The 15,599-nt window shown below is 64.2% G+C and carries 15 protein-coding genes; all 15 read right to left on the minus strand.

From position 1 onward, the window contains the following. Positions 1-56: 56 nt before the first annotated feature. Genes accC through GR212_RS29275 form a run of 15 tightly spaced genes read right to left on the minus strand, consistent with a single transcriptional unit; the run spans position 57 to position 15,509 of the window. Complete coding sequence (gene accC, locus GR212_RS29205) at positions 57-1,397, minus strand: acetyl-CoA carboxylase biotin carboxylase subunit (protein ID WP_204326813.1); 1,341 nt, start codon at positions 1,395-1,397, stop codon at positions 57-59. Between the two features lie 33 nt (positions 1,398-1,430). Then, positions 1,431-1,949: an acetyl-CoA carboxylase biotin carboxyl carrier protein gene (gene accB, locus GR212_RS29210; RefSeq protein ID WP_163992147.1), complete on the minus strand. Its 519-nt coding sequence runs from the start codon at positions 1,947-1,949 to the stop codon at positions 1,431-1,433. After that, positions 1,939-3,471: a pyruvate carboxylase subunit B gene (locus GR212_RS29215; protein WP_163992150.1), complete on the minus strand. Its 1,533-nt coding sequence runs from the start codon at positions 3,469-3,471 to the stop codon at positions 1,939-1,941. Before GR212_RS29215 ends, accB begins: the two co-directional genes overlap by 11 nt. 15 nt (positions 3,472-3,486) lie before the next feature. Further along, positions 3,487-4,605, minus strand: coding sequence for a glycerol dehydrogenase (locus GR212_RS29220; RefSeq protein ID WP_163992152.1), 1,119 nt, complete (start codon positions 4,603-4,605; stop codon positions 3,487-3,489). Beyond that, the gene (locus GR212_RS29225; RefSeq protein ID WP_432444417.1) at positions 4,602-5,147 is read right to left on the minus strand and encodes a 2,4'-dihydroxyacetophenone dioxygenase family protein; all 546 of its coding nucleotides are present in this window, start codon (positions 5,145-5,147) and stop codon (positions 4,602-4,604) included. The genes GR212_RS29220 and GR212_RS29225 overlap by 4 nt, the downstream gene beginning before the upstream one ends. 12 nt (positions 5,148-5,159) lie before the next feature. After that, positions 5,160-5,936, minus strand: a complete 777-nt coding sequence (locus tag GR212_RS29230) for an SDR family NAD(P)-dependent oxidoreductase (protein ID WP_163992154.1) — start codon at positions 5,934-5,936, stop codon at positions 5,160-5,162. Positions 5,937-5,945: 9 nt separating this feature from the next. Continuing rightward, positions 5,946-6,935 (minus strand): transketolase family protein, encoded by a 990-nt coding sequence (locus GR212_RS29235; RefSeq protein WP_163992156.1) that lies wholly within the window; start codon positions 6,933-6,935, stop codon positions 5,946-5,948. Continuing rightward, the gene (locus GR212_RS29240) at positions 6,928-7,770 is read right to left on the minus strand and encodes a transketolase (protein WP_163992158.1); all 843 of its coding nucleotides are present in this window, start codon (positions 7,768-7,770) and stop codon (positions 6,928-6,930) included. The genes GR212_RS29235 and GR212_RS29240 overlap by 8 nt, the downstream gene beginning before the upstream one ends. A 33-nt stretch (positions 7,771-7,803) precedes the next feature. Next, a complete protein-coding gene (locus GR212_RS29245) occupies positions 7,804-8,712 on the minus strand; it encodes an SMP-30/gluconolactonase/LRE family protein (RefSeq protein ID WP_163992160.1) in 909 nt (302 codons plus the stop codon). Further along, positions 8,709-9,380, minus strand: a complete 672-nt coding sequence (locus GR212_RS29250; protein ID WP_163992162.1) for an HAD family hydrolase — start codon at positions 9,378-9,380, stop codon at positions 8,709-8,711. The genes GR212_RS29245 and GR212_RS29250 overlap by 4 nt, the downstream gene beginning before the upstream one ends. Next, complete coding sequence (locus GR212_RS29255) at positions 9,377-10,924, minus strand: FGGY-family carbohydrate kinase (RefSeq protein ID WP_163992163.1); 1,548 nt, start codon at positions 10,922-10,924, stop codon at positions 9,377-9,379. Before GR212_RS29255 ends, GR212_RS29250 begins: the two co-directional genes overlap by 4 nt. Then, complete coding sequence (locus tag GR212_RS29260; RefSeq protein WP_163992165.1) at positions 10,921-12,453, minus strand: FGGY-family carbohydrate kinase; 1,533 nt, start codon at positions 12,451-12,453, stop codon at positions 10,921-10,923. The genes GR212_RS29255 and GR212_RS29260 overlap by 4 nt, the downstream gene beginning before the upstream one ends. 10 nt (positions 12,454-12,463) lie before the next feature. Then, a complete protein-coding gene (locus GR212_RS29265; protein WP_163992167.1) occupies positions 12,464-13,621 on the minus strand; it encodes an ABC transporter ATP-binding protein in 1,158 nt (385 codons plus the stop codon). Between the two features lie 11 nt (positions 13,622-13,632). Further along, positions 13,633-14,511 carry an ABC transporter permease subunit gene (locus GR212_RS29270; RefSeq protein WP_163992169.1) on the minus strand — a complete coding sequence of 293 codons (879 nt, stop codon included), beginning with the start codon at positions 14,509-14,511 and terminating at the stop codon, positions 13,633-13,635. Then, on the minus strand, positions 14,508-15,509 hold the full coding sequence (locus GR212_RS29275; RefSeq protein WP_163992171.1) for a carbohydrate ABC transporter permease: 1,002 nt from the start codon (positions 15,507-15,509) through the stop codon (positions 14,508-14,510). Before GR212_RS29275 ends, GR212_RS29270 begins: the two co-directional genes overlap by 4 nt. Positions 15,510-15,599: the final 90 nt, after the last annotated feature.

Genomic DNA, 15,599 nt, shown 5'->3' on the forward strand with positions numbered 1-15,599 from the left:
TCAAGAGCTCGATATCGTGCAATGGCTATAAAATTGACCACCTAGTCGCTTCTCAGTTACTTGAGCAGTGTGCCCACGAAGGCGGTATTGAATTCGCCGCTTCTGAACTGGGGGCTTTCGAGAATCGTCTTGTGGAACTGAGAGGTGGTCGTGACACCGTCCACGACGAGTTCATCCAAGGCGCGACGCATCCGGGCGATCGCCTCGTCGCGATCGCCAGCCCAGCAAATCAGTTTGCCGACCATCGAATCATAGAAGGGCGGGATGACATAGCCGGTCTCGATATGCGTATCGAGCCGCACGCCGAAGCCGCCCGGCGCGCGGAACCAAGGAATTTTCCCAGGCGACGGCGCAAAGCCGCGCTGGGGATCCTCAGCGTTGATGCGGCATTCGATAGCGTGGCCGGTGAGACGAATATCTTCCTGCCTGAGCATCAAGGGGATACCGCTGGCGATCTGCAGCTGCAACTTGATGAGATCGATGCCGGTGACCATTTCCGTGACCGGGTGCTCGACCTGGATACGCGTATTCATCTCAATGAAGTAGTATTTGCGCTCGACATTGTCGAAGACAAATTCGACCGTGCCGGCGTTGCGATAGCCGACTTGATGGCACAGTGCCACCGCCGCCTGCGCCAACCCGCGCCGCAGGTCGTCATCGAGGACGGGGGAGGGCGATTCCTCGATCAGCTTCTGGTTCCGTCTCTGGGCGGTGCAATCGCGCTCGCCGAGATGTAGCGTCCGCTCTCCATCCGATATGACCTGGATCTCGATATGGCGGATGTCGGTAAGGTAGCGCTCGATATAGACGGAGGGATCGCCGAATGCGACCTCCGCCTCGGACATGATCTCCGTCAGGTCTTTCGCCAGCGTCTCCGCCGTCCGCACGACTCGCATGCCTCGCCCGCCGCCGCCAGCTGCCGCCTTGATCAGCAGCGGAAAGCCGACTTCCCGGGCAACGGCCAGCGCTTCCTTCTGTTCTGAGATGGCGCCGACTGAGCCGGGCACGGTCGGCACGCCGGCGCGTCGGGCGATCTTCTTCGCCTCGATCTTGTCACCCATGCTGCGGATAACCTGACTTGCTGGACCGATAAAGACGATGCCTTCCTTCTCGCATTGTTCCGCGAACTCGGCGTTTTCCGCCAGGAAGCCGTAGCCGGGATGGATGGCGTCGGCCTTGAAGGCGCGCGCGGCGCCGAGCACCGCTGTCGCATTGCGATAGCTGAGCTTGGCCTGCGCCGGGCCGATGCAGACGGCCTGGTCGGCAAGCCGAACGGGCAACGAGCCCGCATCCGCCTCGGAATAGGCGAGTACGCTGCGGATGCCGAGTTCCTGGCAGGCCCGGATGATGCGCAAAGCGATCTCGCCGCGATTGGCGATGAGGACGGTTTTCAGCAGTTCAGGCATCGCATTTCCTTTCCGGCCATCGACTCAGGCGCACTTGATGACCATCAGCGGCTGGCCGTATTCGACGGCCTGCTCATTGTCGACGAGGATGCGGGCGATCGTGCCCTCGACACCGGCCTCGATGTTGTTCATCAGCTTCATCACCTCGACGATGCAGAGCACGGTATCTTTGGAAACCTTATCGCCCGCGGCGACGAAGTCCGGCGCGCCGGGCTTCGGCTTGGCATAGAAGGTGCCGACCATCGGCGCCTTGACGAGCACTTCGTCGGCGGCCAGTTGAACCGCCGCCTTCGGCGAGGCGCCGGACGCAGCTAGTGCCGGCGATGCCGCAGGCGCGGCAACGACGACGGGCGCCGCCGATGCCGGTGCAGCTGCCGGCGCTGCGGCGGGCTGATGGAAAAATGGCGCCGATGCCTGCGCGTTGCGCGAGACGAACAATTCGACGTCGCCGAATTTCAGCGAGAATTCGCGCACGTCGTCGGTCACGCCGACCCAGTCGACGATCGCCTTGAGTTCCTTAAGGTCGAGCGATTTAAGCAACATTGTCTGCTCCCTTTTGCAGGCTGATCTGCAGATCAGCGGTCTTGATGGCGATCCGTCCGGCATCCTTCTTCTGGTGCAGTGCCTTAATCAGCGCGAGGACGGGCTTCGATGTCTCGTCGGGCCGGTCGCCGGCGGCGACCGCCTTTTGCATCTCGTCCACCTGGGTGCCGGCAAACATCGCGCGCAGCAGCAGATGGTCGATATTTTCGTTCGGATAGCGCGCTTTGAGGTCCGGCATCATCGGTGGGATCGCTGTCGATTCCAACGCGATGTTCGAGGCGCCGTTGGCGATGATGCGGGCGTTGAGATCGGGCGCGATCGGCGCCAGCAGCTTGCCGTAATAGCCAAGCGCATATTTCTTGATCTCGTTCGGCACCACCTTGTAGCGCTCGCCGGAGATCATGTTCATCACCGCCTGGGTGCCGACGAACTGGGCAAAGGGCGTGATCATGATGGGGAAGGCGAGTTCCTCGCGCACCCGGGCCACCTCGTGCAGCAACTCGTCGAAGCGGTGCGACAGGCCGGCGGTCTCCAGCTGCGAGCGGAAATTCGAGAGCATGCCGCCCGGCAGCTGGTGCATGTAGTGCAGCCCGTCATATTCGACCGGTTTTCCGAGCGGCTTGTCTTCGTCTTCGGCGATCTCGGTCAGCCGCTTGCTGATGGCATCGATGCGCGCATCGTCGACGTTGACCACGTAACCCAGCGCCCGAAGATCGCGGACCATGCGCTGCGTCGACGGCTGTCCTGCGCCGTTGGCGAGCGGCGCGATCGAGGTATGCAGCGCGTCGGCGCCGAGCTCGACGGCCTCGAGATAGACCAGCGGCGCGAGCGCCGTCAGGCAATGGCTGTGAATTTCCAGCGGCCGTTCGCCGATCACTTCCTTGATGGCCGGCACCAGGGTGCGGATGCGCTCGGGCGTCAGCAGACCGCCGGCGTCCTTCAGCATGATCGCGTCGACATCCGTCTTGTCGATCAGCTCCTTGGCCTTGTCGATGTAGAGTTGGTCCGTGTGGACGGGGCTTTCGCAGAAGGACAGTGCTCCGAAGGTCGAGGCGCCGAGGCGTTTCGCCTGCCTGAGCCCGGGCGCGATATTGTCCATGTCGTTCAGGCCGTCGAACGAGCCGATCACCCGGAAGCCGTTGGCATAGAGCCGCTCGACCCAGCCCTCGATCACGTCGTCGGCCAGGAAATCGAAGGAGGCGATGTTCTTCGAACGGATCAGGGCGCGGAACTTGGTGTTCGGCGCATGCCGGTGAAGCAGCCTGACCCGCTCCCACGGATCCTCCTTCAGGTAACGAACGGAGACGTCGAACTGGATCGGCGCCATCATGTCGACCTGCGCGAAGCCGCCGGCTTGGAAGTCGTCGAGCATCGACAGCATGTGCTCGGTGCGCATGCGCGTCGCCCACAGGCTCTGATGCGCGTCGCGCAGGGTGGTGTCGATGACCCTGATCTCGCGTCGGCTTCCCGCCGGCCGTCCGCCCTTGCTGAAGACCGAGGCGATTGTTTCTGATGTCGTCATGGCTTTCTCCTCAATTCAATCGACGCCGCCTGGCCGCGCATGGCCATCGGCGGCCAGTGCCTCGATGCGGTGGATTGCCGATGCGACGTCGGCAGCGGTGACCGGCCGCCCAAGGTTCTTAAGATGCGGCGCGGTCATGGTCAGCGCGGCGATCTCGTCGATTTCCGCATCCGTCGCGTCTTCCATGCCGAGATCGGAAAGCCTGCAAGCAAGACCGGTTTTGCGATGAAAGCCGATCAGGTCGGCAATCTCGGCATCCGACCGATCTTCCGCCGCCAACTGGACCAGAACGCCCCAGGCGACGTGCTGGCCGTGTATGGCCTTCGAAGCACCGCGCGCCTTGACCAGCCCGCGCGTCAGCGAGTGCGACAGCGACAGGCCACCGTTCTCGAAGCCGAGACCGCTCATCAGGATGATGGCCTCGATGGTCGCCTCCACCGAGTCATCGACCTCGCCGCGTTCGACCGCCCGCAGCGCATCGGTCGCATGCCGGCGCAGCGTGCGGTAGCAGAGGTCGGCGACCGCGATGCCGGTCAGCAGCGGGCGGGTGCCAAAGGGCGTTACGCCGGTACCGGCAAGGCAGCCGTCCGCCTCGAATTTCTTGGAGATCGCATCGCCGATGCCGGCCCTCAGGAAGGCGGCAGGAGCATTGGCGATCAGCTGGGTATCGACGATCACTGTTTGTGGATTGTGCGAGAGACGATCAACGGAGATCATAACATGCCGATCGTCGTACATGGCGATTGATGCGCTTGTCGGACTGTCGTTCGAGGCGATGGTCGGAACTGTGATGACGTTGACACCGAGCTTCAGCGCCAGCGCCTTGGCGGCATCCAGCGACTTGCCTCCGCCGATGCCGATCGCGACGGAAGGAACACGATCGCCAAGCGATGCCTTCAGGTCATCGACAGCCGGATAAGTAATCTCACCACCGAAGGATAGGAGGGTTGGCGTCAGCCCAGCCGCTCGCAGAACGGTTTCGATGCGCGACCTCAGCTTTTCGAGAATGAAGGCATCGCCGATGACCACGGGCGTGGCGCCGAACGGGGCCGCAACAGTCCCCAGCTGATCGAGCGCGCCGGGTCCCTGGAGATAACGTGGCGGGGTGCCGAATATCCGGTAATGCCCGGTCATCGCGTCACTCCTTCGGAAAAATCCGCACCGAGACCGATCGCTTCGTAATGAGCCCGCGCAGCCGCGAGCTTTGTGAAGACATCCTCGTAACCGAGTGCTTTGCCATCCGGATCGACGTAGACGTAGCCGCCGGTGACGTGGAACAGGGTGATCATTTCAGGCACGTCGGGCGGCACCACCAGCGTGTGGGTCTCGCCCGGCGGTTCGAAGGCGTAACTCTGCGGCACCGCTTCCCAGTCGTGCTCGAGGTAGGACCACCGGCCGCGCAGGGTGAACGCATGGACGGGACCGGCATGCCGGTGTCGCGACAGGACACCGGAATTGCGTACCCTGAGCAGGTTGATGTAATAGCCCTGGCTAACGCTGAGGACGAGCGGCTTGAACCAGACGCCCGGCGCCTGCGGCACCCAGAGATGCTCGTCCGTGTCGAGATCCAGTCCCGTTCCCTGGAAGATGTCGGTCATCATGCCGAAAGGCTGCGGCTTGCGATAGGCGACCTTGGAACTGTCCCGCCGGTCGGGCGTGGTGGTGTCGTGAAGCATGGCGCGGCTCCGTCAATCGAGGGGAAAGGCGTCGCTGGGAGCGCCCCACGAGCAATAGCCGCCGTCCACCGGCAGGGTGATCGCCGTAATGAACTCCGCTCTATCGGAGGCGAGGAACACCATGGCCTCGGCGATGTCTTCGGCCGATCCCATCTTGCCCATCGGCGTTCGCCGGCGGATGCGCTTCTCCTCGATCTTGCCTTCGGCGATCAGCTTTTTGGTCAACGGCGTTAGGATGTAACCTGGCGCAATTGCGTTGACCCTGATGTTGTGCGGCCCCCATTCGCAACCGAGCACCTGGGTCAGCATGCCAATGCCGGCCTTGGCGGCGCTATAGGCGGTGCGGACCGGCAGGCCCATCAGCCCGGCGATCGAATTGAGATTGAGGATCACCCCGGATTTTTGGGCGATCATCGACGCCGCGACGGTCTTCGACACCAGATAGGTCCCGGTGAGGTGGACATCGATCAGCCGCTGCCAATGCGCCAGCGTCTGGTCCACCGTCGGGGTGAAACTATCGGGCATCCCGGCATTGTTGACGAGGATGTCGATACGGCCGAAGCGGACGAGCGCGGCCTCGACCATCGCCTGGACATCGGCTTCGCTGGAGACGTCGCCGCCAACCGCGAAGTGCTTTTCACCCAGCCGTGCCGCCGCCTCCCGCGCCGCGTCGACGCGCAGGTCGTTGATGACGACGGTGGCGCCCTCGCGGGCAAATGCGGTCGCCGTGGCATAGCCGAGCCCGCTCGCGCCGCCCGTGACGAGCGCGATCCTGTCTTTCAGCAGCATTGTTACCTCCTATTGGCCGTCGACGATGGCGCGGACGAAGCGCGGAAGATCGACGTCGTATTTGGACTCCAGGTATTCCTGCGATCCGCATTCGAAGAAGCTGTCCGCCAGTCCGATCTTGATCATCGGCTTGACGATGCCGGCCTCGTAGAGCGCCTCGACCATCAGCGAGGCGAGGCCGCCTGATGTCTTGTGGTTTTCGGCGACGATCACGCGATCGAAGCGGGCGGCAAATTCCAGCACGCCTGCCGCATCGAAGGGCTTGATCGTCCCCACATGCAGAACGCCGGCGTCGATGCCCTTATCCTGGGCCGCCTTCGCGGCGTCCAGCGCGCGCGCCGTCATGTAGCCCGTCGAGATGATGCCGACGTCACGGCCCGGGCGCAGCGCCTTGGCCTTGCCCACCTCGAAACGATAGTCTGGACCAAGCTCGACCGGCACCTTGCCGCGCAGGTTGCGGACATAGACCGTTCCCGGGATATCGGCGACGGCGCGCACCACCTGTTTCAACTCGGTCGCGTCGCAGGGATCGATGATCGTCAGATCGGCGATGCCGCGCATCATGTTGAGATCCTCGGTTGCCTGATGAGTCGCGCCATAGCCGTTCACCAGGCCGGGCATCCCGGCAAAGATCTTGACGTTGGCTTTAGAGTGCGCGCAGGCGAGTGCCACGAAGTCGTAGGCACGGCGGGTGATGAACACCGAATAGGTTGTGCAATAGGCGATCTTGCCGGTCTTGGAGAGCCCGGCGGCGGTCATGATCAGGTTCTGCTCCGCCATGCCGACATTGAAGAAGCGGGTCGGATGGGCGTCGCGGAAGGGGAGGATGTCGCTGTAGCGGCCCATGTCGGCGGTCAGGCCGACGATCTCCGGCCGTTCGCGGGCCAGTTCGGCGAGCGTATTGCCGAAGGGGGCGATCTCCGTCACCTTGCCGGCGACATCGACGATTTCGCCCATGCCGCGCGTGCGGCCGCCGGGCAGGGTCTGCGTATCAGCCATGATTGGCCTCCAGTTCTTGCGTCAGGGCAGTCCATTCCGAATTGTCGATGCGCACGAAATGCGCCCGGTCCCGTGCCATGATGGTCGGCACGCCGAAGCCCGGAGTGGTGCGCATGACGATCGCCTTCGGCTTGCCGTTCGCGGCACGCGAGGCGGCAAGCGCATCGACGAGTTCCTCCATGCTGTTGCCGTTGACTTCGATCGTCTCCCAGCCAAAGGCGGTCATCTTGTCGGCAACCGGCTCGATCCGCACGATGACCGGACCATCGGCCTGGATGCCGTTGCAGTCGATGAGGGCGACGAGGTTGTCGCATTTGAAGGTCGCGGCTCCCATGGCCGCCTCCCATGTCGAGCCTTCCTGCAGCTCACCGTCCGAAAACTCGCAGAAGACGCGGGCCGACGATCCGTCGAGGCGCAGGCCCATGGCCATGCCGACCGCCTGGCCGAGGCCATGGCCGAGCGAACCGCCGACCATTTCGACACCCGGCGTCTCGTCGAAGGTGCTCATCGGCAGGCGCGAGCCGTTCAGTCCATAGGTCGGCAATTCGTCGGCCGAAATGATCCCGGCTTCGGCCAGCACCGCGTACATGGCGATGGAGTAGTGACCGGTGGACAGCACGAACCGGTCGCGCTGCGGCCATTCCGGATTTTGCGGATCGTATCGCATTTCGTGGAAGTAGAGGCTCGCCAGGCAATCGGCGACGCCGAGGCCCTGGGCGATATAGCCTTCGCCCTTGCCGGTCGCCATACCCATCATCTTGCGCCGCAGGTTGAGCGCGCGGCCCTTGAGGGCGGGCAGGTCGACGTCCGCCGAGGGGTGGTTCAATATGCTCATGATCGAAGTCCTCTTTGCATGTTGCGGTACGCCTCAGACGGCCAGGCCGGGGCGTGTCCAATCCATGGAGACAAGCCGGCCCGAGCCGGACAGGGTGACGAAGGCAGTCTTCATGTCGGTGCCGCCGAAGCATAGATTGGTGGTGTAGGGATCGGGCGTCCTCACGCGCTCGACTTCCTCGCCCTGCGGCGAGACGATGACGATGCCGCCGAAGCGAAGCGTGGCGATGCAGATGTTTCCGCCGGCCTCGACGGCCAGCGAGTCATAGCGTTGGAAACCGGGCAGTCCGGCGGCAAGATCTCCGCCCGTCGGCGACGGCCAGTCGGCCTTTGCCAACACCCCCGGCGCCTCGACCCGCCAGGACCAGAGCCGACCGGACGAAGTTTCCGCCACGTAGAGCATCTTGCCATCGGGGGAGAGCCCGATGCCGTTTGGCCCGAGGAGAGGGTAGGCGACCTCGGTGATCCGGCTTCCGTCCGCTATGGCATAATAGACCGCGCCAAAATCCACCTTGCGCCCCTGGCGGTGGCCATGATCGGTGAAATAGAAGCCGCCCGAACCATCGAAGACGATGTCGTTCGGCGCCGACAGGGCAACATCGCCGCAGCGATCGTAAAGCAGCTCCACCTTGCCGGTCTCGGGATGCACCCGCTGGATGCTGCCGCCTGTGTTGTCGTCGGCCTTGGCCAGAGGCCGCAGTCCGGTGTCGCTACGGCCCCAGGAAAAGCCCCCATTGTTGCAGACGTATAGCGCGCCGTCCGGTCCGCGTGCCAGGCCGTTCGGACCACCACCGGTGTCGGCGACCCTTGTCTTGCGGCCATCGGGCGCGATACTGGTGAGGCAGCCGGCGGCGATCTCCCCGACAACGATGCTGCCATCCGGCATCAGCACCGGGCCTTCGGGAAAGCCGAGACCATCGGCAAGTTCGACGAAAGGCCTCATCGTTCGGCCTCCAGAGCCTGGGAAAGACCCAGCGCATCGCAAAGCTCGGCCACGCTGTCGGCTATAACGTCGGGCGCATGCCCCGCCAGCCGCTCGCGATCGTAGAAGCCATACGTCACAGCTATGACAGGCATTCCCGCGGCGCGCGCCGCAAGGATGTCCTGCGGTCCGTCGCCGACATAGATTGCCTCGGCGGCGTCAGCGCCCGCCCGCTCGAGACCGAGAAGGATCGGCGCGGGGTGCGGCTTGCGGTCGATCGTGTCCTCGGCGGTAACGATCGCGGCAAAGGTTTCCGGAGCGATGCCGGCCACGCCGAGGTCGATCAGCGTGCGCGCCAATCCCTTGTTGGTCACGACGCTCGGACTGCGGCCGCTTTCGGCCAGCGCGTTGACCATGTCGCACACGCCGGGAAATACCTTCACCAGATGGGCGCAATGCGGATAGGTATCCCGGTAGGCGGCGTGAAGCTCATCGATGCGGTCCGGCGCGACGATCTGGAAGACTTCCGGAGGCCGCATCGCGAACAGCTCGGACGTCGGAAACGCCTCGGGCGGAAAAACGCTGTCAAGTTTTTCGCGGAAAACCCTGCTGTAGCATTCCACCACCGCCGCTCTCGTATCGACGAGCGTACCGTCCAGATCGAAAAGAACATGTTTCCTGGGCATCATGGCGTCTCTTTCCTGCTGTTGCTGCGTTCCACAAGCGCGGCGCGAAATTTCCAAAGGGGCGCCAGGTCTCGTCCGAGATCCCGAAACAGCGGATATGCCTGTGCATATCGGGCTGCCAGATGCCGATCGGGCTCGACCGTTCCGGCAATGCGGACCATGGCGCGGGCCGCCTGCTGAAGGTCGGGATAGAGGCCTGCCGCCGCCGCGCCCAGAAGGGCGACGCCCAGAGCGCCGGTTTCCTCGACTTCCGGGATCCTGAGGGATCGGTTCATTGCCGCCGCACAGATCTCCCGCCACAGCGGCGACCGGGCGCCGCCGCCGGTGATCAGGATTTCATCGACCGGAGCGTCGAGTGCCCCGTAGCAATCGACCATCGAAAAGGCGACCGCTTCCATGACAGCCCGGATCAGCGCCATCGGCGATGTCGCCATGTCGAGACCGAAGATCGACCCCCGTGCCAGGGGCTCGTGGCGCGGCGCGGTCATTCCCGATGTGTTGAAGTAGGGGTGGATGATTAGCCCGTTGCCGAGCGGCGGAACGGCTCTCGCCTCGCGCTCGATGCATTCGAAGATGTCTTCGATGGAGGCGAAGGCCTTGGCGCCAAAGGCTGACACGATCCAGTCGAGGCAGAGCGAGCCGCCGCCGGTGTTGGACATCAGCCGTTGCCAGCGCCCCTGCGGCATCAGGAACAGGAAGCCGACGCCGGCCGGCTCGAACAGCGGCTCGGAGACGGTGAGATTGTTCATGAAGCTGGTGCCGATGACCGTCACGGCCTGGCCGCTGTCGAGCGCACCCACGCCGATCGCCGCCGCCACCGCGTCTCCCGCGCCGGTGACGACAGGCGTTCCCTGCGCAAGACCGGTTTCCTCGGCGGCCTTCGCCGTGACGTGTCCGACGATGTCGCCGATCCTCAGGACGGGAGCCAGCCGGTCATGCATCTCCGAAATGCCGGCAAGTTCGAAGAGTTCGGGGGAGGGCAGGCGCCCGCGGATGTCACAGGGGAAGAAGGACAGATCGGACTCGTCGGTGGCGACGATGCCTGTCAGGCGATAGTTGATGTAGTCCTTGGCGCAGAAGACGGTGGCGATACGGCCGTAGAAGTCAGGGTCGTGGATCTTCAGCCAGGCCAGCAAGACGAGCGGAAGGCCGGGGATCGGAGCGTTTCCCGAGATTTCAAACAGGCGATCGACGCGGCCATCGAGCGTCCAGCGGCCCAGCATGGCTGAGGCACGCGCATCCGGCCAGGCAATCGCCGGGCCGGCCGGCTCGCCGTTTCGGTCGAGCGCCCAAAGCCCGCCCATATGGCCGCTGACGCCGACGCAGGCAATGTCGCGCGCGTTTACGCCGGCGATCGCGATTGCCTCGCGCACCGCCGTCGCCACGCCTTCATAGGTGGCGTTCATGTCCTCCTCATGCCAGTCGGCATGAGGGCGAAAGCTCTTCGTCTGCCGCCGCGCGGTCGCCAGGACGCGGCCGTCCGCCGCATCGAAGACCGCAGCCTTGGTGGAAGTCGTCCCCTTGTCGATGCCGAGCACGTATCTCATGCCGCCACCTCCGCTTCGGAGACGAGCCGGGAGCGGGCGGCGGAATAGGTGCGATAGACATCACGCGCGCGTCTGTAGAGATCGAACCATCCGTCGTATTCGTCGGCGGCATGACGGTTCGGCTCGAAGCGCGCGGCGATGCGCACCGTGTGGCTGACGGCCTGCTCGATATCGCTCCAGATGCCGACCGCCACGCCGGCGAGAAGGGCGACGCCGAGCGCGCCCGATTCTTCGACGGCGGCGATCTCGATCGGCAATCGGCAGACATCGGCGAACATCTGTGCCCAGAAACCGCTCTTCGATCCACCGCCAGTCAGCACTAGCGAGGTCGGGGCGGTGCTCATCGCCTCGAAGCAGTCTCGGGTGGCGAAGCAGAGGGATTCGTAGACCGCGCGAAGCAGATGGTCGCGCGTCGTGTGGCTGCCGACGCCGAAGAAGCTGCCCCGCGCCAGCGTGTCGAAAAACGGCGCGAGGACGCCGCTGCCGTTGACGTAGGGAATCAGGACCACACCGCCGGCGCCACGCGGGATGGCGGCGGCGGCCTTTTCGAGAGCGGCGAAATCGGTCGCGCCGTCAACGGTTTCAGGAGCGCCGAAACGCTCGAGGAACCAGTCGAAGGCGATGGTACCCGATGTGTTGGGCAGAATGCGCAGGTAGCGCTCAAGCGGCATGGAGAAGAGAAAGCCGAGCCCGGCCGGCGCGCGGTCCGCCCCCGCCAGGACCTGGCTGTTGAGGCAACTCGTGCCGAGGATCGTCAACGCCGCGCCCGGCCTGACTGCGCCGACGCCGATCGCGTTGGCGCAGGCATCGCCCAGGCCGGTGACGACCGGCGCCCCCTCGACGAGGCCTGTCTCCAGTGCCGCCTGCGCCGTGACCGAGCCGGATATGGCGCCGGAATCGCGGATATCGGGCATCTTCGCCGTCCACTCCAGCGCACCGCACAGTTCGAGAACCCGCGCTGAATGCCTTCGCTCGTCGATGTCGCCGGGGACGAAGGAGACATCCGAGGGATCGGTGGCGACGGCGCCCGTCAACCTGTAGCGCAGATAGTCCTTGGCGCAGAGGATGGCGCGGGTGCGCTCAAGGGCTTGCGGCTCGTGTCGCGACAGCCAGCCGAGGATCATCGTGGTGATGCCGGGCATCAGGCCGTTTCCCGAAATCTCGAAGATCTCGTTCAGTCTGCTGGCCTCTTCCAGCGCCAGCTGGTCGGCCTGCGCGCGGCTGTCCGGCCAGCAGATGGCGTTGCGCACCGGGCGGCCCGTGCCGTCGATCAGCCAGGCACCTCCCATGTGGCCGGCAATACCGATTGCCGCTATGTGGGTCGCGGGCACGTTTGCCGAGGCAAGCGCTTCCCTGATGACAGCGACGCACGCAGCCCAGGTCGCCTCGGGATCTTCCTCGTGCCAGCCCTGACGCGGCTGAAGCACCTGCATGCGCCGCTGGCCGATACCACAGGCCCGGCCGGTTTCATCGAAGACGACCGCCTTGATGACCGAGGTACCCTTGTCTATGCCGAGAACATAGCGCATCACCGTTCCTTCAGGCGTATGAGGCCAGGCGGTCGATCCGCGGAGCGGACTGGCCGGATGCGAAGCGCAGGGTGCGCTGATCCTCGCCGTCGAAGACGTAGAGGGCGTCTTCGCGGATAACGAGATCGACGGGTTCGTCGAGGCCGAAGCGATCCGTCGGCAGTGTCATCGCCTGGAGCGTGGCATCGCCGGCCTGCACGGTGACCAGAATGGCGTCACCCAACTGTTCGGCGACGTAGACCCGGCCTGAAATCACCACGGTATCTCCGCTTCGCGGCGCCTCGCCCTGCCTGTAGACGGAAACGCTGCTCGGTCGGCTGCCAAGCTGCAGCTTCCGGCTCTTGGCGCCGACATGCGGCTTGACGCAGCCGGGCAGGGCGACCTTCTGGGTGCCGCACTGGCCGACCAGTTCGGGCGTCTCAACGATGTCGCTGACGGTGATGACGTTCATCGAATGCAGGCCGAAAAACTGCGCGACGAAGGCATTGACCGGACGCATGAAGATGTCGTCGGCGGTACCCACCTGCTGCATCACGCCGTCGCGCATCAGGGCGATGCGGTCGGTCATGGTCATCGCCTCGATCGGATCATGGGTCACGATGACCGATGTGGTTCCGAGCGAACGCTGGAGGCGCTTCAGTTCGCCGCGCAGGCGAGCGCGCAGCAGCGTATCAAGATGGGCGATCGGCTCGTCAAGGCAGAGCAGGTTCGGCCGACGAACCAGGGCGCGGGCGATCGCCACGCGCTGCTGCTGGCCGCCCGACATCTGCGAGGCGCGCCGGTCGATCACATGGCCGATGTTCAAAAGCGAGGCGACCTCGGCCACCTTGGCCTCGATCTCCGGCTTGGCGGTACCCCTGATCTTCAGGGGATAGCTGATATTCTGCCGTGCGGTCATGTGCGGATAGAGCGCGTTCTGCTCAAACACCATCGCCACGTTGCGGGCCTGCGGGGTTTCGGCTTCGACGGACCGGCCATCGAAGGCGATCGTGCCTGAGGTCGGGCGCTCCAACCCGGCCAGCATGCGCAGCACCGAGGTCTTGCCGGATCCGGAAGGGCCGAGCAGTCCGAAGAACTCGCCGTCCTCGATCTTGAACGAAATGTCCTGGACGGCATGTACGGCGCCGCCATACCACTTGTTGATGCCTGAAAGGGTCACTGAGGCCATGTCCGGTCTCCTTATCGACCGCCGTTGCCGGCGGAAAAACTGCGGATGAGAAAGCGCTGCATGTAGTAGGAAACCACCAGGAGCGGCGCGATCGCGACAATGCCGATGGCGCCAAGCTGGCCCCAGTTCGGCTGCTGGAAGAGGAAGAAGCTGGCAAGCGCCTTCGGCAGGGTGATGACGTTCTCGCCGGTCAGGACAAGCGCGAAGAGGAACTCGTTCCAGGCGAAGATCATCGCCAGGATGCCGGCGGTCAGGATCGCCGGAGCCGACAGCGGCAGCAGCACGTCGAGGAACAGCCGATACCAGGGAGCCCCGTCAATGCGCGCGGCCTCCTCGTAGGTCTTTGGGATCTGGCGGATGAATTCCGCCAGCAGCCAGATGACCAGCGGCAGGTTCATGAAGGTGTAGACGATGATCAGTCCGGTATAGGTGTCGAACAGCGACAGTTCCTGGAACATCAGATAGAAGCCGATGACCGGGACGATGGGCGGCATCATCCGCAAGGACAGGATGGTGAAGCTGAGCTGTCCGTGCGGCGGAAAATGGCGCGCCAGGGCATGGGCGGCGGGATAGCCGAGCAACAGGCACAGAACGGTCGAGATCGTCGAGACGATCAGGCTGTCGCCGATGCCCTTGCCGCCGCCGATCGCCCAGCCGTCGGCGAAGTTCACCAGCGTGGGTGCCTTCGGAAGAATGGAAGGCGGGCTGACGAACAGCTCCGAATAGGGCTTGAAGGCCGTGATCAGCAGCCAGACCAGCGGCATCAGGAAAAGCACCAGCAGCACGATGAGGATCGCATGCTTGATGACGGGCAGGGCGCGGACCGAAAGCGGCTCGTGTTCGGCGGGAGGCATGGCGTTTGATGTGTCGGGAGATACGACTTGGGTCACTTCACCCTCCCTTGCGGCGCCGACTGGCTCTGTCCGATCACGGTCGGCCGCAGCGGCTTGGCGGGGGCCGGCGCCTTGTCGCGCCTCTTTGCGAAACCGAGGATCGTCATCGTGCCGGCGGTCAGCAGCACCAGCTGAACGATGCTCAGCGCACCGGCTGTGCCGAATTCAAAGCGCCCGAAACCCATGTCGTAGGTGTAGTAGGCGAGGTTCTGGGTCACCGTACCCGGTCCGCCGCGTGTCAGGATGTAGATGATGTCGAAAACCCGGAAGCTGTCGATGAAGCGCAGCACCAGGGCCACCGTAATGTAGGGAAACAGCATCGGCAGAACGATGTGCGCAAAGGTCTGCCAGGCATTCGAACCGTCCACGCGCGCCGCCTCGTAGACGCGGCGGGGGATCGAATTGAGGCCGGCCAACAGCACCACCATGACGAAGGGCGTCCACTGCCAGGTATCGACCAGCACAAGGGTCGGCAGCGCCCAGCTCGACGATTGCGCCCAGGCCGGCGGATCGAAGCCGAAGCTCTTCAGGAAGCTGTTCAGCGGCCCGTAGATCGGATTGAGGAAGAGATTCCAGGAAAAGCCGACGATGATCGGCGCCACCATCATGGGGATGAGAAACAGCGAGGCATAGATCTCGCGCCCGCGCACCACCCCGTTCAGCAGCAGCGCCAGCGCCAGCCCAATCGCGATCTGCAGCGGCACGGCGATCAGTGCGAAGACCAGGGTGATCGACAGGCTGCTCCAGAAGCGCGGGTTCGACAGAGTCTTGGTGAAATTGTCGATGCCGACCCATTCGATCGGAATGGGGATGGCAAGCTGATACGAGGTGAAGGACGCATAGATCAGGTAGGCGAAGGGCCAGATCGACAGAAGCGTCAGAAAGACAAGCGCAGGCCCCAGCAGGAGAAACGTCCCGCGCCTTTCCCTGGCGGCATCGCCTCTGGCCGCCTTGAGGGAAGGCGAGGCTGTCCCATGGACAGATATCGTGCTCATCGGTTCATCCACATTTCGATTGAAAATGCCGCGACCGGCTCGGCGCCCATCGCGTGGCCTCGGCACCCGCCGCCATCAAATCGGATGGCG

It is taken from the genome of Martinezella lusitana (genome assembly GCF_010668395.1).
Classification (GTDB): Bacteria; Pseudomonadota; Alphaproteobacteria; order Rhizobiales; family Rhizobiaceae; genus Rhizobium; species Rhizobium lusitanum_A.

Coding starts and splice junctions, on each gene's coding strand:
- accB (WP_163992147.1), bottom strand. CDS start 1,949: ATGTTGCTTAAATCGCTCGACCTTAAGGAACTCAAGGCGATCGTCGAC.
- GR212_RS29215 (WP_163992150.1), bottom strand. CDS start 3,471: ATGACGACATCAGAAACAATCGCCTCGGTCTTCAGCAAGGGCGGACGG.
- GR212_RS29220 (WP_163992152.1), bottom strand. CDS start 4,605: ATGACCGGGCATTACCGGATATTCGGCACCCCGCCACGTTATCTCCAG.
- GR212_RS29225 (WP_432444417.1), bottom strand. CDS start 5,147: ATGCTTCACGACACCACCACGCCCGACCGGCGGGACAGTTCCAAGGTC.
- GR212_RS29230 (WP_163992154.1), bottom strand. CDS start 5,936: ATGCTGCTGAAAGACAGGATCGCGCTCGTCACGGGCGGCGCGAGCGGG.
- GR212_RS29235 (WP_163992156.1), bottom strand. CDS start 6,935: ATGGCTGATACGCAGACCCTGCCCGGCGGCCGCACGCGCGGCATGGGC.
- GR212_RS29240 (WP_163992158.1), bottom strand. CDS start 7,770: ATGAGCATATTGAACCACCCCTCGGCGGACGTCGACCTGCCCGCCCTC.
- GR212_RS29245 (WP_163992160.1), bottom strand. CDS start 8,712: ATGAGGCCTTTCGTCGAACTTGCCGATGGTCTCGGCTTTCCCGAAGGC.
- GR212_RS29250 (WP_163992162.1), bottom strand. CDS start 9,380: ATGATGCCCAGGAAACATGTTCTTTTCGATCTGGACGGTACGCTCGTC.
- GR212_RS29255 (WP_163992163.1), bottom strand. CDS start 10,924: ATGAGATACGTGCTCGGCATCGACAAGGGGACGACTTCCACCAAGGCT.
- GR212_RS29260 (WP_163992165.1), bottom strand. CDS start 12,453: ATGCGCTATGTTCTCGGCATAGACAAGGGTACCTCGGTCATCAAGGCG.
- GR212_RS29265 (WP_163992167.1), bottom strand. CDS start 13,621: ATGGCCTCAGTGACCCTTTCAGGCATCAACAAGTGGTATGGCGGCGCC.
- GR212_RS29275 (WP_163992171.1), bottom strand. CDS start 15,509: ATGAGCACGATATCTGTCCATGGGACAGCCTCGCCTTCCCTCAAGGCG.